This window comes from Paenibacillus sp. R-74696, assembly GCF_055814915.1.
In genome coordinates this window covers 129,808-152,432 of record NZ_JBPULM010000037.1, presented here as the reverse complement: position 1 = coordinate 152,432, position 22,625 = coordinate 129,808, and the positions used below count along the sequence as shown (strand labels likewise).

Annotated in this window: 18 protein-coding genes; 1 reads left to right on the top strand and 17 read right to left on the bottom strand. The window is 49.9% G+C overall.

Annotation, left to right across the window (positions count from 1 at the left end; genetic code table 11):
* Nucleotides 1-101: 101 nt before the first annotated feature.
* Complete coding sequence (gene pyrG, locus ACSR9A_RS18160) at nucleotides 102-1,706, bottom strand: CTP synthase (protein ID WP_046229562.1); 1,605 nt, start codon at nucleotides 1,704-1,706, stop codon at nucleotides 102-104.
* A 399-nt stretch (nucleotides 1,707-2,105) separates the two neighbouring features.
* The gene (gene rpoE, locus ACSR9A_RS18155; protein WP_473758700.1) at nucleotides 2,106-2,678 is read right to left on the bottom strand and encodes a DNA-directed RNA polymerase subunit delta; all 573 of its coding nucleotides are present in this window, start codon (nucleotides 2,676-2,678) and stop codon (nucleotides 2,106-2,108) included.
* A 411-nt stretch (nucleotides 2,679-3,089) separates the two neighbouring features.
* On the opposite strand from rpoE, the gene ACSR9A_RS18150 reads away from it, so the two are divergent.
* A complete protein-coding gene (locus ACSR9A_RS18150; RefSeq protein ID WP_473758699.1) occupies nucleotides 3,090-4,223 on the top strand; it encodes a S8 family peptidase in 1,134 nt (377 codons plus the stop codon).
* 54 nt (nucleotides 4,224-4,277) lie between these two features.
* On the opposite strand, the gene ACSR9A_RS18145 is transcribed toward ACSR9A_RS18150, so the two are convergent.
* From ACSR9A_RS18145 to ACSR9A_RS18075, 15 genes are all read right to left on the bottom strand, one after another.
* On the bottom strand, nucleotides 4,278-5,657 hold the full coding sequence (locus ACSR9A_RS18145) for an ABC transporter substrate-binding protein (RefSeq protein ID WP_473758698.1): 1,380 nt from the start codon (nucleotides 5,655-5,657) through the stop codon (nucleotides 4,278-4,280).
* A gap of 51 nt (nucleotides 5,658-5,708) precedes the next feature.
* Nucleotides 5,709-6,329, bottom strand: coding sequence for a YdcF family protein (locus tag ACSR9A_RS18140; RefSeq protein ID WP_473758697.1), 621 nt, complete (start codon nucleotides 6,327-6,329; stop codon nucleotides 5,709-5,711).
* Nucleotides 6,330-6,341: 12 nt separating this feature from the next.
* Complete coding sequence (locus ACSR9A_RS18135) at nucleotides 6,342-7,739, bottom strand: MBOAT family O-acyltransferase (protein WP_473758696.1); 1,398 nt, start codon at nucleotides 7,737-7,739, stop codon at nucleotides 6,342-6,344.
* A gap of 4 nt (nucleotides 7,740-7,743) precedes the next feature.
* Complete coding sequence (locus ACSR9A_RS18130; RefSeq protein ID WP_473758695.1) at nucleotides 7,744-8,790, bottom strand: SGNH/GDSL hydrolase family protein; 1,047 nt, start codon at nucleotides 8,788-8,790, stop codon at nucleotides 7,744-7,746.
* A 356-nt stretch (nucleotides 8,791-9,146) separates the two neighbouring features.
* Nucleotides 9,147-10,784 (bottom strand): pectate lyase family protein, encoded by a 1,638-nt coding sequence (locus ACSR9A_RS18125; protein ID WP_473758694.1) that lies wholly within the window; start codon nucleotides 10,782-10,784, stop codon nucleotides 9,147-9,149.
* Nucleotides 10,785-10,819: 35 nt separating this feature from the next.
* The gene (locus tag ACSR9A_RS18120; protein WP_473758693.1) at nucleotides 10,820-11,695 is read right to left on the bottom strand and encodes an SDR family oxidoreductase; all 876 of its coding nucleotides are present in this window, start codon (nucleotides 11,693-11,695) and stop codon (nucleotides 10,820-10,822) included.
* A 17-nt stretch (nucleotides 11,696-11,712) separates the two neighbouring features.
* Nucleotides 11,713-12,288 (bottom strand): sugar transferase, encoded by a 576-nt coding sequence (locus ACSR9A_RS18115; RefSeq protein WP_473758692.1) that lies wholly within the window; start codon nucleotides 12,286-12,288, stop codon nucleotides 11,713-11,715.
* Nucleotides 12,289-12,326: 38 nt separating this feature from the next.
* Entirely contained in the window at nucleotides 12,327-13,076 is a 750-nt protein-coding gene (locus ACSR9A_RS18110; protein ID WP_473758712.1) for a glycosyltransferase family 2 protein, read from the bottom strand.
* Between the two features lie 67 nt (nucleotides 13,077-13,143).
* Nucleotides 13,144-14,454, bottom strand: coding sequence for an O-antigen ligase family protein (locus tag ACSR9A_RS18105; protein ID WP_473758691.1), 1,311 nt, complete (start codon nucleotides 14,452-14,454; stop codon nucleotides 13,144-13,146).
* A 44-nt stretch (nucleotides 14,455-14,498) separates the two neighbouring features.
* Nucleotides 14,499-16,319 (bottom strand): polysaccharide biosynthesis protein, encoded by a 1,821-nt coding sequence (locus tag ACSR9A_RS18100; RefSeq protein WP_473758690.1) that lies wholly within the window; start codon nucleotides 16,317-16,319, stop codon nucleotides 14,499-14,501.
* 43 nt (nucleotides 16,320-16,362) lie between these two features.
* Nucleotides 16,363-17,505, bottom strand: coding sequence for a glycosyltransferase (locus ACSR9A_RS18095; RefSeq protein WP_473758689.1), 1,143 nt, complete (start codon nucleotides 17,503-17,505; stop codon nucleotides 16,363-16,365).
* Between the two features lie 26 nt (nucleotides 17,506-17,531).
* Nucleotides 17,532-19,145: a lipopolysaccharide biosynthesis protein gene (locus ACSR9A_RS18090; protein WP_473758688.1), complete on the bottom strand. Its 1,614-nt coding sequence runs from the start codon at nucleotides 19,143-19,145 to the stop codon at nucleotides 17,532-17,534.
* On the bottom strand, nucleotides 19,039-20,367 hold the full coding sequence (gene tuaD, locus ACSR9A_RS18085; RefSeq protein WP_473758687.1) for a UDP-glucose 6-dehydrogenase TuaD: 1,329 nt from the start codon (nucleotides 20,365-20,367) through the stop codon (nucleotides 19,039-19,041). Before tuaD ends, ACSR9A_RS18090 begins: the two co-directional genes overlap by 107 nt.
* The gene (gene galU, locus ACSR9A_RS18080; protein ID WP_341280458.1) at nucleotides 20,367-21,251 is read right to left on the bottom strand and encodes a UTP--glucose-1-phosphate uridylyltransferase GalU; all 885 of its coding nucleotides are present in this window, start codon (nucleotides 21,249-21,251) and stop codon (nucleotides 20,367-20,369) included. Before galU ends, tuaD begins: the two co-directional genes overlap by 1 nt.
* Before the next feature lie 90 nt (nucleotides 21,252-21,341).
* Entirely contained in the window at nucleotides 21,342-22,589 is a 1,248-nt protein-coding gene (locus tag ACSR9A_RS18075) for a Wzz/FepE/Etk N-terminal domain-containing protein (RefSeq protein WP_473758686.1), read from the bottom strand.
* Between the last annotated feature and the right edge of the window lie 36 nt (nucleotides 22,590-22,625).

The window sequence follows — 22,625 nt, the reverse complement described above, 5'->3', positions numbered from 1 at the left end:
CTGCTCTTCCATCATCGTTAATATATTCGCGGATCAAGTCGGAATATCCTTCTGCTCCAGGAAAAAAATTGGACGGTTTATACATTTATGTTACGAATACACTATCTCTCCGAAAACGCAAGCGCCGCGCGGACAAATCCGCGGAACAGCTTCTGAGGACGATTAGGTCTGGAAGTGAATTCCGGGTGGAATTGAACGGCTAGGAACCAAGGATGATCCTTCATTTCCACCATTTCTACTAGTCTGCCATCTGGGGAAGTTCCCGAAATGGTCAAGCCAGCTGCTTCCACTTGCTCGCGGAATTCATTATTGAACTCGTACCGGTGACGGTGACGCTCATATACCAGCTCATCGCCATATTCTGTAGCAGCGAGCGAGCCTGGAATAAGCTTACAAGGATATAGGCCAAGACGCATCGTGCCGCCCATATCTTCAATGTCCTTCTGCTCAGGCAGCAGGTCAATGACAGGGTATGGCGTCGATGGGTTAATCTCCGAGCTGTTGGCGCCATCAAGGCCAACCACATGACGTGCATATTCAATAACAGCCACTTGCATGCCAAGACAAATACCGAAAAACGGCACTTGCTGTTCGCGGGCATGGCGAATGGCAATAACTTTGCCTTCAATACCACGATCGCCAAAGCCGCCCGGCACGAGAATGCCGTGAACGCCCTGCAAGCGATCTGCCACATTGCTATCCGTCAATTCTTCCGCATTTACCCAACGGATTTTCACTTCGGAATCCGCATCGATACCTGCATGAGCAAGAGATTCCACGATGCTTAGGTAAGCATCATGCAAAGCTACGTATTTACCAACAATCGCGATCTCTGTTGTTTTGTGCAGCGACTTCACGCGCTGTACGAGGCTTGTCCACTCCGTCATATCCGGCTCGTTCGTGCCGAGCTTCAAGTGGTTGACGACGATATCGTCCAAGCCTTGCTCGCGAAGCATCAAAGGCACTTCATACAAGGTGGAAGCATCACGGCATTCCACAACTGCATTTGCATCAATATCGCAGAACAAGGCGATTTTGTGCTTCAGGTCCTCCGCCATCGCATGCTCCGTACGGCATACGATTACGTTCGGCTGGATGCCGATGCTGCGAAGCTCTTTTACACTGTGCTGGGTCGGCTTCGTTTTCACTTCACCAGCCGCTTTAATGAATGGAATCAGCGTCACGTGAATGTACATTACATTGTCACGGCCAATATCGCTTTTGATTTGACGAATAGCTTCCAAGAATGGCAAACTCTCGATATCGCCAACCGTTCCGCCAATCTCCGTAATGACAACATCGGAAGCCGATTCTTTGCCTGCGCGGAATACACGATCCTTGATTTCATTTGTAATATGCGGGATAACCTGCACCGTTCCACCCAAATAGTCGCCACGGCGCTCTTTGGTAATAACGTTGGAATAAATTTTGCCTGTCGTTACATTGCTGTTTTTGGACAGATTGATATCGATGAAACGCTCGTAGTGGCCAAGGTCAAGATCCGTCTCTGCGCCATCATCGGTTACAAACACTTCACCGTGCTGATAAGGGCTCATCGTTCCCGGGTCTACGTTAATGTACGGGTCAAACTTTTGAATCGTTACTTTGAGGCCTCTGTTCTTCAACAATCGACCAAGCGATGCGGCTGTAATCCCTTTACCCAAGGAAGAGACCACGCCTCCGGTTACGAAAATATATTTTGTCACTGTGCCAATACCCTCCAAGCTCTAGTGTGTATTCCTATAGGATTCCCAATCTATCCAATAAACATAGGCGCTTTCGCGCCACAGCGGTTTATCTGTATCATCAAACGAAAAGCCAAAGCCTTCCGTCGCCGAACATGTTCTTCTACAAACAAAAAAAGTGACACCCGTAGAGTACGGGGCACTTTTCGTTTGGCGTATTATTAAGCGGTTGTCTTAACCGAATCTAAAGCCCATGCAATAGTTTACTCTGACGTATACAACCTGTCAAGTATAAACGGCGCTGCCTGTCGTACTTGGCGGCAACGAGCGTTCCACGCTGAAATAGAAGCGGCCTGAATAAGAGACCTTCTTATCCATTCTTATATTTCAAGCCTAAACGATTCATGGGTGAACAAGGACTTACTTGCTGCCCTCTTCCTCTTCATCTTCTTCAAAATCTTCCGCTTCCTCGCCTTCTTCCAGTTCCTCATCCGAATCATCATCTTCATCTTCCAGCTCTTCGCCTTCGATTCCGGTTTCTTCGTCTGCTTCGGCTTCTTCTTCAGCTTCCTCGAACTCACGATCTTCATCATAAACATCGTAGTCCTCTTCGTCCGCTGCGTAAGTTTCCTCTTCCTCATCCGCGAACAGATCTTCATCATCGAGATCGTCGTCGTCGTTAATGATTCTGGAGCGTTTGGCGTTGGAAATCGGGTCTTCGTTGCGCTCTACTGGATACCAGCGCTTAAGCCCCCACATATTTGTGCCGACGCAAGCGAAACGGCCGTCAATATTAATTTCAGTATATACTTGTGCAATAACTTGATTAATCCCATCGGTAGACAATCCGCGTATTTTAGCAATCTCCATCATGAGATCACGGTAGTAATACGGCTTATTAGTTGTCTTAAGAAATTCAAATGCCAAATCAACCATTGGCATTTCCTTAATCCGCTCAGGGTCCAGCTTCAAAGTGATGTTGCTGCCGCTCATATGGACACATCCTCTCTTGCCATCTTCATTCATTATCAAACTATAGTAAAACCTATTTCTTTCAAAAAAGCAAGCGTCAGCCTTTCCATTGTGGGACTTGTCCACAAAGCTCGCACCATGATAATGAATTTATTAGCGCTAGAGCGGTTTGAAGCGCTCTCCGCAGCTTGTACAACATGATAAAAAGCGAAGGAATCCCTTCGCTCTGACTGTATCCATCCGGGCCGCGCTGGCCGCTAACGTTCCGGAGAGGTAAGAGCCCCATAGAACTCTTACATCATCCTATGTGCGACCGTGCATTTTGACACGGTTTCACGCCTAATTATATCAAAAAAGGCAAGTGGCTTATGCAGCTTGCTCCCCTCCATCATACAATAGCTCAGCATCGTCCGTCGGGAGGGGACGCGAAATTTGGACACTACCGTTTTTCTCCATTGGTTGCAAGGCGCGATGGCAGGCTCGGAGCAGACGACACCAAAGCGCATTATCCGTTTTTACCAGCAGAGCGAGTACCAGCGGTTTATAAAAGACTGGTCGGAGCTGCCTGATGGCAAGACTGCGCTTAAAACCGTCAAACAGCTGCCCATCATACGCGCTATTTCCTGTCGTCTGCCTGTCGAAGAAACCCTCGCCCGATTCTCCACAGGGGTATGGATTGAGGATGATCGACGCATTACCGTTCATGCCGCTACACCCAAATCCTCAATGTCCGAAAAAGGAATCCCTTGGGGCGTCCAGCATGTCAAGGCTCCGCAAGCCTGGGGCATGACCACCGGCCATCGCATTAAAATTGGCGTCATTGATACCGGCGTCGATTTCAGCCATCCCGACCTGCGCCAGTCGCTGTCGCGCGGCATAAATTTGCTGAACCGCAGCATGCTTCCCCATGATGACAATGGACATGGCACCCATATTGCCGGAACAATTGCTGCCGCCAATCAGCTGCAGGGCATGATTGGCATCGCTCCGCGCGCACAAATCTACCCCGTGAAAGCGTTCGACCACAACGGCAGCGCCTTCGTCTCGGACATCATCCTCGGCATCGACTGGTGCGTGAGAAACCGGGTTAATATTATCAATATGAGCTTCGGCATGAAAACCCGCAGCAAAGCGCTGCTTACCGCCATTACCAATGCATATAACGCAGGGATTATAGTAGTCGCTTCATCAGGCAACGACGGCAAACGTCGCTCGGTTGATTATCCAGCACGTTATCCGCAAACGATTTCGGTAGGCGCTACTACCCGTCTTAGGCGTGTCGCCCCTTTCACCAATCGCGGTACCCATATCGATATTTACGCCCCTGGCGATAAAATCGTCTCCTCATGGCTGCGCGGCAAATACCATGAGATGAGCGGCACCTCCATGGCAACCTCTCATGTCAGTGGCGCTATTGCGCTGCTGCTCGCCTATAAACCGGGCTTATCGCCCGCCGACATTAAATGGATACTCAAGCGATCCAACCAGCCGCTGCGGGGCAGCAAAGCCCAGCGGCTCATCGGGGAGCTTGATATTATGCGCATGCTGCAAGCCGCCGACCGATGAGGTCAGCGGCTTTTCATTCCAGCCTTTCCGCTCAGCTGCGGCGCCTTGCACCATTTAAGGCTTCACTGCCGCGCTGGAGGCTCCCTCAGACGCTGCAGCGGCATCAGTTGATGCATGGCCTGCCCCATCAGCTGCCGGTGCTGTGGCACCAGCTTTGCTTGCTTGGTCAGCAAGCCTGCGATTGATTTCTTTTTCAGCCTGATCCAGAATGGTCTTCGGCTTCCAACCCTTCTCAATGCCTTTGGCGAGCTGCTCGTTCCACAGCTTCTGCGCGTCAAAATCAAGCGCTGTGTATTTGCGCTCATGCATCTTGCTCGCGAGCTCTACATTAAGCGGATAAACGATTTGCCCACCCAAAAATGTCGAAGGCTCAGGTTTTTGACTGCTTTTGGTCAGCACGGGAGCATAGGCCGGAACCGCATTGCCAAGACCATATTTCGCATGATCGGTTACGACGTAATTCATGAACGTCCAAGCCATCTCCTTATGCTTGCCGCCGGAAGGAAGTAGAAATACCGAACTGTTCTCCCAGCCGTTCAATTTCAGCGGCAGACGGGTTTGCCGCCACTTGCCTGCCGTTTCCGGTGCCCACTGCTCCAGAACTGAGTCTCCCCAGATGCCTAGGTACACCATAGCCAGCTTGCCATCCCGTACAGCCTCTTCACCTGAATCCTCCCAGATGTTGACGCCGGGCACATGCTCCTTCAAACGCTGCGTCAGCGCAATCGCCTGCTCGAAGGTATCATTATTGTAAGCGAACTGATTGTTATTATTAACCAAGCCCGTCCTCTGGGCGCTGGCAAACAGATTGATTGTCTCGCCGTACCACTGCGTAATCCGAACGCCCTTATTTTGCAGCGTGTTGTTCATCTTGACCCAGTTGTCTGGATCATCCATATACGTCGCCAGCTTATCCGGATCGGTAGGGAAGCCGTATTTCCTCAAAATATCCTCACGGTAGTAGGTCACCTTTGGCGATGAGGAGAGCGGCCAGCCGATAAGGCGCTTTCCGTCGAAGGAAAGGTTGCTGTCCCACAGCGGCTGGCTGAAGCCAGCCTTGTATTCGCCAGCATTGTAAGGAGCGTCGAGCAGATTTTCCAGCTTGTCGCTGTCCCCAAAGTTCGGAAAGGCGGCGCTATCAAGCATAATGATATCTGGAACGCTGCCTGAGGCAAGCGCTTCGGTATATTTTTCAACCTGATCGGCGTAGGTAACCTCTGTCACCTTAATCGCAACCTCTGGATGCAGATCGTTAAATGCCTTGATGGTATCCTCCCAGCCGCCATAATATGTCCAGAAGGACAAGCTGATTTTTTCCGCAGGCTTTACTGGAGACGCTTCCGGAGAGGCACCTTGCTGCTTCGTTTGGCCAAATGCCAGATAGCTCCCTATCACAAGCACAAGCAGCGCAAGGACCACCCACATCTTTTTCATCACAAAACCCCCATTGTAAAATCATTCTGGCTGCAGCTGTCGTTATCCCAATCAGAATACAGCTTTATTCAAGCGTTTAAGCAGGCGTTTGGCCTCCTTCCCATCGATACCGAGCCAATTTCCGCCCAGCTTGATATATTCATTTCCGGTAATCATCAGGCTAGTTTTACTGCTCCACCATTTGGCAGCGTTAAACTGCGGGCTTTCGTAACTGGCGTAGGTGAGCCGGAAATCCCCATCCTCAAACGTTTGCCCAAAAAGATATCTCGCCCGACGCATATGAAAATCAGAAGTGACCACGATAGCGGAGCTGAGCCCATGCTGATCCATAAGCGCCCTTACGTAAGCCGCATTTTCTTTCGTGCTTCGCGCCTGCGTCTCCAAATAAACCCCGCTTGGTGGCAAAACAGCAAGGCGAAGCTCCTCTTGAATATAATGGTCGTTTGCATTGGAAATAATGAGTGCTTCCGCTTCATATTGCTGATAAATTTCTAGCCCCTTCGCCAGCCGCCCCTCCTCGCCGCTCAATACAATAATCGCCTGCGAGGCAGAAGCGTTCGGCGCAACCGCCAAAAAGTACCCGGCGCGCCATACGGCAACCGCCAGCAAAACGAGCAGCATGCCCAGCGTCCACAAGGTGATACGTTTCCTTCGACTCCATTGCCGATTCACGCTCCGTCCCCCTTAAAACTGAAAATAAATAAATGGTGTGGAGGCTGTAGGCATAAGCAACAGGAGCGCAAGCAGCACGAAAAATAAAATAAACAAGCCGCCAAAAGTCGTTAAATTGACGCTAGGATACGTTTTTAGCCTTACGCCCACCATATGGCCGGCCAAAACAAGCACAAGCACGAAGCCCAAGTAAGGATAGAACCACATGAGGCCGCCGGTGTCGATGAGGAACATTTTGCGCAGCACCAGCAAGGAATGCTCAAAGCTTTGAGAACGGAAAAACACCCACGTGACGCAGACAAATACAAACGTAAGCGCCCACGAAGCGGTTCGGTATAACCAGTGGTTGATTTCCTGTTTTTTAAGCACATGGTTGAAATAAAGCTTGTGAATGACGAGGGCAAGGCCATGCAGCAGCCCCCATAATACGAAATTCCAGCTTGCTCCATGCCAAAGTCCGCCAAGCAGCATTACGAGAATGAGATTGATATTGGCACGAATAGGCCCTTTGCGATTGCCGCCAAGAGAGAAATACAAATATTCTCGGAGCCAAGACGACAGCGAAATATGCCAGCGCCGCCAAAATTCTGTGACGCTGCGGGACAGGTACGGCATATTGAAGTTGCGCGGAATGTCGATGCCCATGCATTTTGCCGAACCGATCGCCATATCGGAGTAGCCGGAAAAATCGCAATAGATTTGCACCGCATACGCAATAACTGCGAGCCATACGGTAAGTGGCGAATATTCGCCGGGACTTGCAAATACCGGATCGACAAACATCGCCATATGATCGGCGATAATAATCTTTTTGACCAGACCAAAGATGAATATTTGTCCGCCCTCAATTAGATTGCTGCGCTTAATGACGATGTCACGGGCCATTTGCGGCAGAAAATGCCGCGGTTTGAGAATCGGCCCTGCGATCAAATGCGGAAAAAACACGATTAACAGCGAAAAGTCCCAAATGGACGAAGGCTTGATGTCGCGCTTGTACACATCTATCGTGTAGCTCATCACCTCGAACGTAATAAACGAGATCCCCACGGGCAGCACGATTGACAGCAGCGGAAACGTCATGCCAAACTGATCCAGCAAGCCATTTGCCGAATCTATGAAAAAATTAAAATATTTGAAGAAGCCAAGAATTGCGAGATTGGCAATGACGCTGAATATAAGCCAGCGCTTGCGCACCGCAGCCTCTGTAGCCCGGTCAATCGACACGGCACTCACATGGTTAATAAGCGTCATTACCAGCACGAGCAGGACGAAACGGTAATCCCATACGCTGTAAAAATAATAGCTGCCGATCAGCAAAACCGCTTTTTTCAGCGCATGTATTTTAATAGTAGATAACAGGATAAGCATTATGGCAAAAAACAGCAGATACTCCCAGCTTGAAAATATCATTTTCTCATCTTCCTTCGAAATAATTCGCTACTGCTTTGCTCACTAAATCATGCCCCGAGCTGTTCATATGCCCAGTTCCATATGTAGTGTTGGAGAAACCATAGGCTGGCAGCCCCGTATCCTGATAGGCGTTCACAAAATCCCGTCTCATATTCAGCATTGGAATTCCCTGCTCTTTGGCTGTGCGCTCGGCAATTTCTTCAAAATAACCAGGCTGCTGCTCGCCATCTAGCGACTGAAAGTCGATTTGGGGTAAAAAGACAAAAACAAGCTTCGGATATTTTTCCTTCAAAATACCGAATATCCAGTTGACCAGCTGTTCATCTCCCGCTTGAGGTGTGAAGTCTGGGCTCTTGGTACCCTCTGACGCAGCTTCATCCTTCTCCAGCAGCTTTTGCATGTGATCAGAGCCAACACGAACAACAGACAGCCGCAATAGGCCATAGAAGGCTTGAAGCTTTGCTGCAACCGCATTGCGGCTAATAAAGTCTTCATTAAAAACAAGCTTGTACGAGTCCCCGTCTTTTGTGGCATAGTAGCTGGCATTTTCACCGTACAGATCCTTGAGATCATTCTCATTAATCTGGATGACAACGGCATCGGGATCGACGCGCTTCTTGTAGAAGTCAGCCAAATAGGCATAATGTGCGGGTGAGGCGGAGCTGCGTCCAGCATCATAGGTCATGACCTTGCGTGAATCCAGCTTAGGCATCCGTGTCTGGACTTGGCGAAAAAACTTCACTTGATCGCCAACTTGGAGCGCTTCCGTATAGGAATCGCCCAAAAATAATATCCGGTACTCTGCCTTGCGGGCAGCGGCCGTCTCATTCGGATCGGGAAAAGGCTGCGCGATGGCGCCTTCCGCATAAATCTTAGTGATGCCGTAGCCTTCCTGTCCGTTCACATACAGCCCCGGGTTCAAGATGCGCCCCAGTTCAGGATGCTGCTGGAAGCCTGTCGTACGAATCGTTGTAACCTCCAAAATGCCTTCCCAGGCAACCAGCGCCACAAGCAAGGCCAGCAGCGCTTTACCCGCAAGTTTGTACCTCATGATCCCCACACCCCATTATCAACTTCCACTGCGTAGATACTTTTTAAAAATAGTATGCTGGCGGACACGGACACCAGTGCCGTTATTTCGGTAAAATACCGCCTTTTAGCCGCTAGCCGGACAGTAGAGCCGCTATTTGTCCATTTACCCTTCATTTTTCGGGGTTTTGAAGGGAATAGCGTCTTTCCTGTCCGCACAACTGCCCATTCTTCTTGTATCTCTTACAATAGCGGCATCTCAGTCCGCTGCCACTATTCTTCGACCAAACAACCTTCTACCGAGTAACTACGACCGAATCTACACACGAACCCCGAACCTTTCCGCGCAGCGTAGCCCTCTCTTCACCAAGCAAAGCTCTACGATACCCCGCTATAAACCGCAGGGTAATGGACGGATTTCGTAAAGATGCCAAACGAATTAATAACCGCCTTGCCGCTGCCAGCCGTAACGCCGACCCAAATCTTTTTCACGTTGTCCTTCACGTCGAAGTAGATCGGGTCCGACATATCGCGGGCCGACATATAAACACCGCCGTACGTATCGGCAAAATAAAAGCTGTTGTTGCTCATGCCGCGCAGCCAATTGCCCGAGCTGCTGAGCTGCTTGCCATTTTTGTCATAGCCGCGAACAATAACCCGTCCGCCAAGCTCATCCTGCGCCGCACGCTTAATAACGAACTGCTTAACGACCGAGACATCGACCATTGCCCCTACAGCGACACAGCCATTCGCAAAAGTAACAAAGCCTTTGCTGCTGCTGATGCAGGCAAAATTATTCGTCGCCGTAGGCTCGCCGCCCTTATTGCTCAAGAAGGACATGCCGTCAAGCGAGGCATCTGTATTCGACTTGCTCCAGCGCTCCGACAAATTAAATGATTCGCGCAGCGTGAACTGGTCAAAAAAGCTCGATTCCTGCGTCGATACAATTTGATTACCGAACTCCGATTGGTCATCCAGCTTGGCGTCGCCGTAGCTGACATTAAAGGTGTTGTTGTTGCTTTTATTTTTCAACCGGGCTATATAGACGCCATTCGTCTCATTGCGAACATAATCAAATGTATTGTTCAGCCCATGCTCAATGACAATCGGCACGCTCTCGGCAGAGCCTGTCGTATTGCGCTGGTTCAGCTCAAAGCTAGGCTTTACGAATACATTGTTGTTATTATTCGTGTAGGAGCCGTCCTCCGTCGTAATCACAATGCCGTATCGGCTCTGCGACGTATTGTTGCCGCTCCACACCGCGAAGTTGCCGCCCGTATACAAATTTTCATTGTTCCAGCCCGATACTTTGGCTTTGTTTCGCTTATTGGTTACCTTTAGGCCGATTTGGTTGGAGGTAAGCTTGCCAAGGCGAATGTCATTGTAGGCAAAGCCTGTACCAATCCCAATCGTCTCTACGCCTACGGAGAAGTTTTCGGCACGCTGAATGTGAATACCCGAATTGTTGGCATTAATAATCCGAATGCCGATCGCCTTACGCGACTTGTCCTTGGACCAATCCGCCAGCTTGCCTCGCCGTACATTAAGGCCGCTGTATTCAGCTCCCGTCACTGTACTTTCCTCGCCCAGCGTCAGAAAAGGCTCATAGGCCGTTCCGGTATATATGAGCGGGGCACGCTGATCCACCGAAATATTCGCTGGAATCACAATTGCTTTAGAGGAGCGGTATTCCGTTAGCTCCGGGAAAAGCAGCGTTACTTGCCGGCCCTTATCCCGCAGCGCCTTTGCCTTGGCAATCGCTTTGGAAATCGCGCTCCAATCATCCTTTTTGCCGTCCCCTACTGCACCGTAATCCACTACATTAATAGAAGCGGCATCCGCACTGCTTGTCGCTGCGGCGGCGCTCGCCACTGGATTGCCCTCCACCTCTAGATGAAAGCCTGTGCTCCCGCCATTAGAGGAGGTTTGCACCTTATCTGACTTCAGCGACGGCAAAGCCAGCGCGGCTATAATAACAACCAATAAACTAATTCCCCAAATCCAGCTGCGTCTCATCGTGTTGTTGTTTCCCTCTCTCGTGAATCGGCTCATTATATCGTCCCATGCTTGCGCAGCGCTGCAACTTCCAGCTTGATGGTTTCATCGAAGCCAATCGGCTTGAAATCCAGCTCCTTCGCCGCTTTGGAGTAATCAAAGTTTTTATCCTCATTCAGGCGGAGAACCTTCTCATAATTAATGATCCGGTTTGGTATTTTTTCTCCGATTCGGCCTGCGAGCAGAGCCAGCTTATAAGGAATATGCAAAAATACAATCTTCTTGCCCATCGCCCCAGCGATCAAGCTAAGCAGCTCCTTGTATTTCAGCGGCGCTTTGCCTGCCACATCGTATTCTTGGCCGCGCGTCAGTTCCTCGCGATTCAGCATCGAAACGAGCACCTTCGCCAAATCATTGGCGTAGATCGGATGCATCAGGCCATCCCCTGCTCCCAAAATCGGATAAACGGGAAAACGCTTCATGATTTTGACGAGCATATGGATATTGCCATCCTGATGATTGCCGCAAATCATCGACGGACGAATAATCGTATAGGTCAGACCGCTGGCACGCAGCAGCTGTTCATTTTGCAAATCAATATGCGAGGAGCTCTTGAACTTGCTGTAGATGCCTGTGCTGTTCACGTAATAAATGCGCTGAATACCATGCTGGAGGCAAGCATCGAGCACATTTTTCAGTTGATTGCGCGGCGCCAGGTGCAATACCTCCGTAATCCCTTCATGGCCGAAAGCCTTCTGTACACTGTCCGCATCACGCAAATTGCCGTAGACGAAACGCTCGCCGTCCTTCATCCAGGATACATCGCTTGATTCCCTGACCATGTAGCATACTTGATCGCGCTTAAAATCCCGCTGAAGCTGCTCATATAGAAATCGGCCCGTCAGCCCTGTTATGCCCGTTACCAGAATCATTGCTTTTGCCTCCCGCCTTAAGCTTTAATATCGCTTGCTTTGAAAACTTTGAAAATAGTGATGAAAATAATTTTGATGTCAAAGCCGAAGGACATCTGCTTCAAATAATGCTCGTCCAGACGGACCTTCTCGTCATCGGAGATCGAATCCCGGCCCGACACTTGGGCGTAGCCTGTCAAGCCCGGCTTAATATCATTGATTTTGCGGTCATTGCGCTTCTCAATTAGGGAATATTGATTGTACAGCGCAGGCCTTGGGCCGACGACAGACATTTCCCCCTTCACGACGTTAATAAGCTGAGGCAGCTCGTCGAGGCTTGATTTTCGCAAAAATCTTCCCGTCTTCGTTATGTAGGATGCTGGATCCTGCAGCAAATCTGTTGCTACGTTCGGCGTATCCGTCCGCATGCTGCGGAACTTGTAAATCGCGAACAGCTGGTTATTTTGCCCCATCCGCTGCTGGACGAAAAACACGGGTCCCGGCGATTCCAGCTTGATCAAAATGGCCACCACCAGCATGACCGGGCTGAACACAATTAGCGCAATGCCAGCGGATATAAAATCGAATGCTCTTTTTAAAACTTGATTGTACATGCGTTTTCGCTCCTCCCCACACTATATAGCCTTTATCTCTACAATCTCTTAAACACGGCGTTCTTAACGTAATTCGTCAGGCACCATGAAGCTATAAAAGGGTTTAGCTTCTCAACATCGCGGTACAAACGCCACATTTTGTAGACGGCTTTGATTTTATTGTTCGAGATCGAGCCCTTCACGAGGCGATAATAGCTCAGCTCGACGGGCAGGCCGTAGGCCAAATGCCCTTTTTTCAAAATCGACAGCCACATGCCCGTGTCCTGCTTTGCCCGAATGTTCGGCATCTGCACCTGGCCAAGCTTATGTCGATCCAGCATGACGGTAAGGCAGCCGATAATCGTATTTTTCAATAGCGTATCGTAATTAATAGAAGGAACCACTCCGATAACTCGCTCTGTCAGTTCCCCTTCCTCCGACATGACACGATAGCTCGTGAAGGAGAAACCGATATCCTGCGTCCGCATAAAATCGAGCTGCAGCGCCAGCTTCGTCGGGAGCCACAAATCATCGCTGTCCAGAAAGGCGAGGTAACGGCCACGCGACATATTCATCGCTGTATTGCGGGCTACCGCCGCTCCGCTGTTCTTCTGCAAGCGATGCAGCTTAATCCGGCTGTCGAGCGCAGCTTCCGCTTCAATAATCTCGCAGGAATTGTCCGAGGAGCAATCATCCACAATAATCATTTCCCAATCCTCAAACGTCTGGGCTTTAACCGAAGCAATCGTTTCCTTTATAAAACGCGAGCAGTTGTAGGACGGCGTTACAATCGTAACGACCGGATCCATCAGATTAGACACGAATATCCCTCCAGCTTATCATTAGAGAACTTGCGGTGCGTGCAGGCATAGCTGCCTATTTCCTGAATAAATCCAGCGGCCTGCGCTCTTGGTATGCAGCATAGGGCAGCAGCCAGGCTATCGCCACATAGCAGAACAACAAGCGATTTTCATTCAAATCGCCAGAAACATTAGCGTTCAAGAATAGAAAAACGACCGAGAAAACAGTAACCAAAGTGAAGCGGTCTGTCATTTTTCCAGAAATAAAGCGTGCAGTTGCTCGAATCGCTCCCCAAAATATCGCCAGAAACAGCAATACGCCAGCAAGCCCCAGCTCGCTCCACAGCTCCAGAAAAATATTATGCGGATAATTCGAAACATCCTCATGGGCGAAGGCAATCGTAAAGCTGCCAATGCCGCCGCCGAAGAAAAAATGATCCTGAATCATTTGCCATGCCACCGCATAGCGCTCGACTCGTCCCTCCGCCGACTCTCCGCCCCCCGGCTGATTAAACAGCACCGAGATTCGGTAAATGAAGGTATCCATGACGCCAGAAGCCACAAGTGGTACTGCGAGCACAGCGAGCAGCAAAATGATTGAAAAAAGCGTGCCTACTCCTTTGGAGAAGGTGATTTTGCCCCGATTCACTTTCACGGACAGGAACATGATCAGCACGATTGTTCCGACCAGCGTAATAAGCGGCGTCCGTGCCCCGCTGACAGCAACCGATAGAAAGGTCAACGCCAGAAACAGGCTGGCGAGAATTTTGGCGGGTGTCCGCAGCAGCGGATTGTATAAATATAAACCGATCAAGGCGATAACCGCGATGCCATTCGTTCGTCCAAGCGAGAGATAATCCGAGCCCAGCACTTCAATCTGCCCGATAAATTGACCAGCTTGCAGCTTCTCCAAAAACATCTGCAGGCAATAGAAGGTCATCAGCGAGGAGACGGCAATAATGCCGACGAAAAAACGCTCCAGCCCTTTTTTATCACGAATAAGCAAAAAAGGCCCGATGAAGGACCAAGCGGTCAGCAGCAAGAAACGGGATGTTTTCTGAATTGCGAATGAATAGCTTGTTGAATATGAAAAGCTGAACAACATGTAGCCAAGCAGCAGCACGAACAGCAGCAGCGGGATTAGCGCCGGCTTCGGCAGCTCTTGGGATTGCATAAGGCGGATAAAATAAAGAAACATCGTGACAGCCATTAGAAAAAAGGTTAAGTCCACGGGAAACGATATGCCCGATTTAATATAGCCGGATAATAAAAATACGCCCAGCAGAAATTCCCCTGACGCGAGTATCGCAAACGGGGCAGCAAGCGCGCCCCACTTCCGCCCAGCGCCAGGCAAGAGCGTGGCCCCAAATGCATTTGATTTTAACATCAGTGACCACCCTCTCTTTCCTTCATAAAAAGTATGCAGTAAAGCTATACGGCATTGCGGCTGCGGGATGTGATCGTCCGCTTCACGAAGGCTTTAACCTCCGACAAATCAGAACGGATAATGCCTTCCAAATGCTGAAGCTCCAGCATGACCGGCTCAATATCCTGCGCCATTGGCTTGCCAATGAAAATGCGGTTGTTCAGCGTAGCCGACATGCCTTCAGCATCGGTCAGCAGCTCTTCATACATTTTCTCGCCCGGACGCAGGCCGGTGAATTTAATGTCAATATCGCGATACGGCTCGAAGCCGGATAAGCGAATCAAGTCTTTGGCCAGCTCGTAAATTTTAACAGGCTTGTCCATATCGAGAATGAACACCTCGCCGCCCTTGGCGAAGGCGCCTGCTTGCACGACAAGCTGGGAAGCTTCCGGTATCGTCATAAAATAACGGATCATCTCCGGATCGGTTACGGTAACCGGACCGCCCTCGGCAATCTGTGCCTTGAACAGCGGAATAACGCTGCCCCTGCTGCCCAATACGTTGCCGAACCGCACAGCTGCAAATTTCGTATTACTATAAAAGCTGATCGACTGCACGATAATTTCAGCTACGCGCTTCGTCGCGCCCATGACGCTCGTAGGGTTGACCGCTTTGTCTGTTGAGACAAGGACAAAGCGCTCAACGCCGTGCTGGTCACAGGCTTCGGCTACATTTTTCGTACCCATAATATTGTTCATGACGGCCTGCTTCGGATTGCGCTCCATCAAAGGAACATGCTTATGAGCGGCCGCGTGGAACACGACTTGTGGACTGTATTCACCAAACAGCGCGAACAGCGTCTCACGGTCTTGTACATCGGCGATAATCGCCTCTGTCTTCAATTCCTTAAACGTCTTGCTCAGCTCCATATCAATTTGATAGATGCTGTTTTCCCCATGACCGAGCAGCAGCAGCTTGCCTGGCTTAAACGGCGCAATTTGGCGGCATAGCTCTGAACCGATAGAACCGCCCGCTCCCGTCACCAGTACAACCTTGCCTTCCACGTAATTCGCAATGCCTTCGAGATCGATTGCCACTGGGCTTCTGCCAAGTAAATCTTCTACTTCGACATTACGAATCGATGATGCCGTCACTTTGCCAAGAATAATGTCGTCCAGCCGCGGCACAATCTTAAGCTCGCAGCCTGTTTCCTTGCAGAGATTGATTATCTCGGAAATATCCTTCTTGCTTGCTGCCGGCAGGGCAATAATGATGTGGTTAATCTCATGCTTCTCTACAACGGCGGCGATATCATTACGATTTCCCAGTACGCGAAGTCCGCCTACACGGTTGCCCCGCTTCTGCTCATCATCATCAATGAAACCGACTGGGTAGCTGTTGTTGATGTATTTGTTTTGCTTGATTTCCTTGGCAACCATCGAGCCGCAGTCGCCTGCGCCGATAATCAATACTTTGAGGTCGCCGGTGCCTTTTTTGTTGTAGGTATCGCTTTTGAGACGCAGCGCGAAGCGCGTGCTGCCCTTTACGATTAGCGAAGACTGGAAAATAAACAGCAGCAGCGCTAGATTCACCCACTCCCACTTCAGAACGCTAAACAGCATTCCGCTGACGATAACACCCAACGAGACCGCTTTGAAAATCGACACAAGCTCGCCGACACTCGAATACTTCCATATTCGCTGGTACAAATTGTAACGAAGCATGAATAAAATCGTTGATGCCGACAGGACTGGCGCAAAAATAAGCACCGCGTGCCAGTAGCTCGCTCCTTCGCCTTCATACATCAAAGCGAAGCAAATTAATGTGATGAGCGTACTTGTAATCATATCAACGAATAACAAGAGTGGAATTCTTTTTTTCCACATCTCTCTTCTCTCCTCCTATACCAACTTACTATAATTGTAGACTCTATTTGGTCAGCAGCTGCGAGTAGAAACCAAGCAGCTTGTTCTCTTCGTGCACCCAGTTCAGCTCTTCGCGTACAGCACGCTTTCCATTGCGTCCCATTCTCGCCGCTTTTTCCGGATCGTTCTTAAGTTCATTAATCGCACGCAGCACCGCCGGTCCATCATTAGGATCAACCGCAATACCGCACCCATGAAGATTCACGAACGCTTCCCAGCTTGGAAAATTAGAGCAAATAATCGGAAGCCCCGCATTCATATACTCAAAAAACTTCGTCAGCTCTTTCTTCGCATAATGCTCAGTCGGCGGGAACAGCGCGAGACCCGCCAGCCAGCGGCTCTCGGCATAATAGGCGTCAATCGCATCGCGTGCAATAAACTTCTCCACGCCGTCAATCGTTACGCGAGCCGCCGCTTCCCCGGCAGCTTCTGCAACCCGGTCCGCAATCGGCTGCGCGCATTTGCCTACATAATGCACATGAATGCGCTTGTCCAGCTTCGCTATTTGAGCATGCAGCTCAGAGCCGCGATCCAGCGTGACGTTGCCCGTGTACAGCAGATGAATGGCATCATTCTGCTGCGCTGCGCCTGCTTCTGCGTTAGCAGCAGGCTTATCCGCCATCGGCTGCAAGATCGGATAGTTCAGCACATCTACGCCGCGCAAATATTTATCCCGGTAATATTTTTCCGCCAGCACAATTTCGAACTGGTTAATGCAAAGCTTCTCAACGATGCGATAGATGCTCGCAAGCGTGTTTCTTGCCCAAACGGGCAAATATTTTTTTTGCCGAATGCCCGTCTCGTAATCCTCGTGGATGTCATAAACGACATGATTGGATTTATTTTTGAGCAGCCAGCCTACCCAAATCAGCTCGGGATCGTGAAAATGATACACATCCGCCTCAAGCTGCTTCGCGAGCCGGTAAGCCTGCCAGCTGTTCTTCGTCATACGAACCCAACGGTTCGCTGCTTTCTTTAGCTTGATCAGCTTGAAAGCCGGTTTTACTCGGTCCAGATCCGGATGGTCCGTCGCAATCAGCGTCACATCATAGGCCGCATTCGCGAGCGAGGCGCATTCTTTATGGAAAATGCGGGTATCCATCGGATGGTGCACCGTTGTCATATGAACCACCTTATGTTGAACCATCGTAAACCACCTTCTGCCTGAAAAATTTAAGCTTGCCGTCTTCTGCGCACCTTGCCCAGCACCTGCTGCATTTTGCCGCGGAGCGCCGTTCTGCTCATATGTACCATCACACTAGGGAACAACAGCACAACCATCGCAAACCATACAATCGCGAACATGCCGGACACCACAAGGTTTACGAAGCTGATCCACCCTAGCGGCCTGATCGCTTCCGTCATGGCATACAAGCCAATCAGCATCCACACACTGCCGAGCAGCGCTGGCAAATGCGCATTCCCCAGCTCGCGCCAAGTGCACGATAAAATCGATTTACACAAGTACAGCATATTGAAGTAGTGCAAGCTTATGGCAATCAAAACGCCGAAAGCGGCCCCAGGCAAGCCCCAGTGCATACCAATCACTGCGCCCGCAATAACGAACAGGACATAAAGCACCTGCCGTGAAGCCCGTTTGTACACGTACCCTCTTGCCAATACGAGAGAATTGCTGATTTTGTAAGTCGTACGGAATAACATGCCCATGCATAGAATTTGGAATGGAAAAACGACCTCTGTCCACCCGCTTCCTAAGACAACAGCGACAATCTCAGAAGCCAGCAGGTAACAGATGACGCTAATAGGAGCAACAAGCAAGGATGTATAAGAAATGCTTCTTATATAAGAGGCTTTTAGCTGCTGAAGATCATCCTGGAGCTTGGACATTGACGAAAACAACACTTTATCGAGCACTTGTCCAAGCAGCGTAGCCGGAAGTACCGCCAGCTGATAGGCTCTGCCGTACATTCCCAACGCGGCTGCGCCAAGCCCGCGGCCAATGATTAAATTGTCGCTTTGGACCGCTAAATAATTGCTTAAGCTGTCGATGGTTGCGCCACCGCCGAACCGCAGCAGCGATTTGGCCGCCTGTACATGTCCACTCGCCTTTTCCCGCAGAAACCGAGGCGGCTGCGTGGCAATGAGCATCGTAAAACGGATAGCCGTCTGTACTAAATGAGCGGTTAACAGCGCCCAAATGCCATAGCCATACACGCCGAGCGTAATGCCGACGATGCCGTAGCCCGCCGTATAAGATACGATTTGCGACAGCGATAGCTGACGGAACTTCAGCTCCCGTTGCAGCAAAGCTTCTGAAACAATGGCAACGCCATTGAGCGGAAATACGAGTGCCAAAATGCCCAACACGGCTGCAAGCTGCGGCATTTTGAAAAAATCCGCCAGCAGATCAGAGGACAGCCACAGTGCCGCTGCCACCACAATGCCAAGCATAGAAGAAATAAAGAAGGAAACCTGCAAGTCGACCGTGTGAATTTCTTTGCGCTGAATAATGGCCGGACCTACACCAATACTGGCAAACAAGGTCGAGAAGCTGACGATTACGAGCGCCAAATTAATGAGTCCAAACTCCTCGGCACCGACGAAGCGGGCAAGGACGACCAGGACGACCATCTGGATGACATTTTGCAATCCGGTTCCCGTGAATGCCCACAGAAAGCCCTTGCGGGTTCTGCGGGTCAAGCCGGCTTCCGACACATGATTATCCGAGTTGGCTGGCATAAGCGTTAATATCCGGGCGACCGATGGAAGCATAGACGAACTGCCGCTTCTCCATCTCTGCCAAATCAAATATGTTGCGTCCGTCAATCAGTATCGGCTGCTTAAGCCGCTTTTTCACTTCATCCAAATCCATCTTCACTACCTGCGGCCATTCGGTTAAAATCACGCAAGCATCACAGCCGTCGACCGTTTGCAGCAGATCATCGGAATAAACAACATCCGTGCCAATGACCAGCTTCGCTTGCTCAACTGCTACCGGATCATACGCATGCACTTCAGCACCGCGGCTGATAAGCTCACGAATGATTGGAATCGAAGGCGCGGAGCGCATATCGTCTGTTTCCGGCTTAAACGCCAGACCAAGCACGGCGATTTTTTTGCCTGCAACAGAACCAACAATCGTATCGATTTTTTGTACAAAATGGATCGGCTGATTTTTATTCGTTGTAATCACCGATTCAATCAGCTTAAATTCGTAACCGACATTTTTGGAAATGGAAATGAGTGCTTCGGTATCTTTCGGAAAGCAGGAGCCGCCGAATCCAATACCGGCATCTAAAAATTTATTTCCAATGCGGCTATCCAGCCCTAGCCCATAAGACAAATCGACTACATTCGCACCGACACGCTCGCAAATATTGGAAATATCATTAATGAAGGAAATTTTCATCGCGAGGAAGGCGTTGCTGGCATATTTAATCATTTCAGCCGTTTCAATGTTTGTCTCGACAATGACTGTGTTGAATGGCTCATGCAGCTCGCGAATCAACTGCATCGCCTGCTTGCTTTCGGCGCCAATGACAGCGCGTTCCATATTCATGCAATCCTTGATGGCTGTGCCTTCGCGCAAAAACTCCGGATTCGATACGACATCGAAGCTTGCATCGCTCGTGCCCAGATGCCCCCGAATGATCGATTCTACCCGTTTGCCCGTTCCAACAGGCACGGTGCTTTTGTTCACGATGACTTTATAGCCGTTCAGCGACTTCCCAATCGTCTCAGCTACGCCGTCAACGTAAGTCAGATCCGCTTCGCCGGTTGGGGACATTGGCGTGCCTACTGCAATATAAATAATATCCGAAGCCTGTACAGCCGCTTCCACGTCGCTTGAGAATGCAAGTCTTCCCGATTGGCGGTTCGCGTGCACTAATTCTGCGAGGCCCGGCTCATAGATTGGAATTTGACCGTCGTTCAGCTGGTCGATTTTATTTTGGTTAATGTCGGCACAAATGACATGATGGCCTTTCTCAGCGAAGCAAGCGCCGTTCACCAGGCCAACGTAGCCTGTACCAATTATCGTAACTTTCATTATGCATTCACTCCACTTTTCGCACGGCTTAAAATCTGTTCAAGCGATTTAATTAAATCTGCGGAAAACTCCTGACGTTCGAGTGCGAACTCTACATTTGTCAAAATAAAGCCTGGAATTTCACCGACATCGTAACGTCTGCCTTCAAATAGATAGGCCAGCACATCCTCGACCTGGTTTAGCTTTTGCAGCGCATCGGTCAATTGGATCTCCTGCCCCGCACCAACTTCCTGCTGCTCGATCAGGTTGAACACCTCCGGCGTCAGCACATAACGTCCCATGATAGCAAAGTTGGAAGGTGCTGTGCCCAGTTTTGGCTTCTCTACCAAATTGTTCACTTTAATAAAACGATCATTTACCTCAGATGGATCAATAATGCCATAACGCGCCGTCTCTTTATCCGGTACATGCTGTACGCCGATAACCGATTTGCCCGTTAGCTCAAAAGCATCAATTAGCTGCTTCGTGCATGGAATCTCGCCTTTAACGATATCATCACCAAGCAGCACAGCGAACGGCTCATTGCCGATAAACTTGCGTGCGCACCAAATCGCATGCCCGAGGCCTTTTGGTTCTTTTTGACGAATATAGTGAATATCAACCTTGGAAATTTCCTGTACCTTCTCTAGCAGATGCAGCTTTTGGTTTTTCAGCAAATTGGCTTCCAGCTCAAACGCATTGTCAAAATGGTCCTCAATCGAACGCTTGCCTTTGCCCGTTACAATAATAATTTCTTCAATGCCGGATTTTACGGCCTCTTCTACAATATATTGAATCGTTGGCTTGTCCAAGACGGGAAGCATCTCTTTCGGCATTGCCTTTGTAGCTGGCAAAAACCTCGTTCCAAGTCCGGCTGCCGGAATAATCGCTTTTGTTACTTTCATCGCAAATCCCTCCCAAGTTAGATAAAACGTGGTTACATAAGCGTAAACGGCTGTCGCCGCCCTCTGGCGGCAAAGCTACCGTTTCGCGTTTTACACTTCAATAAACACGATACTATTTATCTGAACATCCGTTGCCGCGAGACGGCTTTTCCATTCCTGTGCAACCGGAGCGAGTACCCGGTTCTCCTTGATTACGAGCGTATGCCAATCGGCCAGCTCCGCAATCGTCTGCGCTTCCGAGCAATGAACATAAGAAGGCAAATCCCAGATCACAACCTCGTAGCTTTCCCGAAGCTGTGCCATCAGCTCCTCAGCCGACGTTTTCATGGAAAGACTTCCGCCTACTACACATACCTCGATGAAATCCAACTGCTTTCCAGCGGTTTTGATTTTGCCATAAAAGCCTTGGCTAATGGGCCATTCCGCATAGCCCTTTTTGCCAGAAGCCGTACTTGGCAGCTTGCCGTTCGGGTTAAACCTCACCCAAGCGACCTTGCTTTCCCCAGACAGCTTCATCGCCAACTGCTTGCTGATATTTCCGCTCGCAAACTTACGGTCAAGCGTTCCGAAGGCCAATGTGCGCTGTCCGCTTTTCTCCATCACATGGCGGTAACGCAGTGCACGCGACTTCGCTTCCTCTGCCATACGGCGCTTCATCCATCCCCCATAGAACGGGATAGCTGTTTCCAAGCGGCTGGCAAGCTTCGTTGTTTCCATTGGAACGTCAGCGAATATCGCTTGCACCTCGGCTGCTGTCTGCAGCTTGCGCGACATCATATGCAGCAGAAGCCACAGGCATAAAAGTACAATCAACCCGCCAACAAACGAGAGCAGCATATAAAATAATGGATTGGCGCTCACATAAACCGCCTTTTCCGCGCTTGCTTTATGCAACAGGACAATGTTGTTGATTTTGAACAGCTCCAAGCTTTGCGAGCGGAACACGCTAACGACGGTGTTGGCAATGGAGGCAGCCTGCTTACGGTCACCATCGGTTACGGTAATTCGGATAACCTGCGAGAGCTCGACGCTTTTCGCGCTAACTTTGGCAGCCAGTTGATCTGTGCTGTAAGGCAGGCCAAGCGCCGCAATTACCTGCTCCAAAATCAGTGGATTTTTCAAAATAACATTATACGTATCCATCAGCTTGAGACTGCCTTGAATCGAAGTAAAATTATCGCTCGTCTCTTGTGAGGTAATTACAACTTCAGCCGTTGCCTTATAAGACGGAGGACTTTGCATCTTCACATAGCCCACTGCGGCTGACAGCAGCAGTGCCGGAATAATGACAAACGGCAATCTGCGGATGATCAGCTTAACAATTCTGTGTATTTCCAAATCTCTCATCCCCTTGCAAAACAATCATTCGCCGTC